Here is a 452-nt window from a genome sequence, read left to right as displayed (position 1 = left end):
CAGAAAGGGTAGTTAGTGGAATGGCTGCTAAAGGCGTCTTTGCTATTACTGGTAAGGCTTCGATTAATTGGCTTAAGCGTGCGAGTAAGTCAGCAGCTTGGGCATCATCAAGGCGAGCGCGATTGAACGTTAATCTCAATAGTAGCTTTGTACCTGGCATTGCCAATAATGAGATCGTATAGTGGGTACCATCCTGATTTTCAGAACCAGTTTGATTTAAATCTTTCCCCGTATTTTTTTGGCTATCGTTTGCATAATTTTCATAGATAAACATTGCCTCAAATAATTCTTTACCCACTTGACCAATGTAGGCTTGTATGTCGGATAAACCCACATGACCATGAGCATCTTGTTCTGCTTGGGCCGCTTGTTGATCGAGTAACCACTGCACTAAGGGGCTTGACTCTTCTAAACGTAAGTACAGTGGTAAGGTATTAATAAATAGACCTAAG

1 protein-coding gene is annotated in these 452 nt (G+C 41.6%); it reads right to left on the bottom strand.

Translation table 11 applies throughout. The features are described from left to right. A partial coding sequence (locus tag ICN41_RS11235) for a condensation domain-containing protein (RefSeq protein WP_216293016.1) occupies positions 1–452 on the bottom strand: 452 nt, incomplete at both ends.

Origin of the sequence: Polynucleobacter sp. 15G-AUS-farblos (genome assembly GCF_018882445.1) — a bacterium.
In the GTDB taxonomy this organism is placed as follows: Bacteria; Pseudomonadota; Gammaproteobacteria; order Burkholderiales; family Burkholderiaceae; genus Polynucleobacter.
The sequence above is the reverse complement of the archived record's forward strand: the minus strand, read 5'-3'. Positions and strand labels throughout refer to the sequence as shown.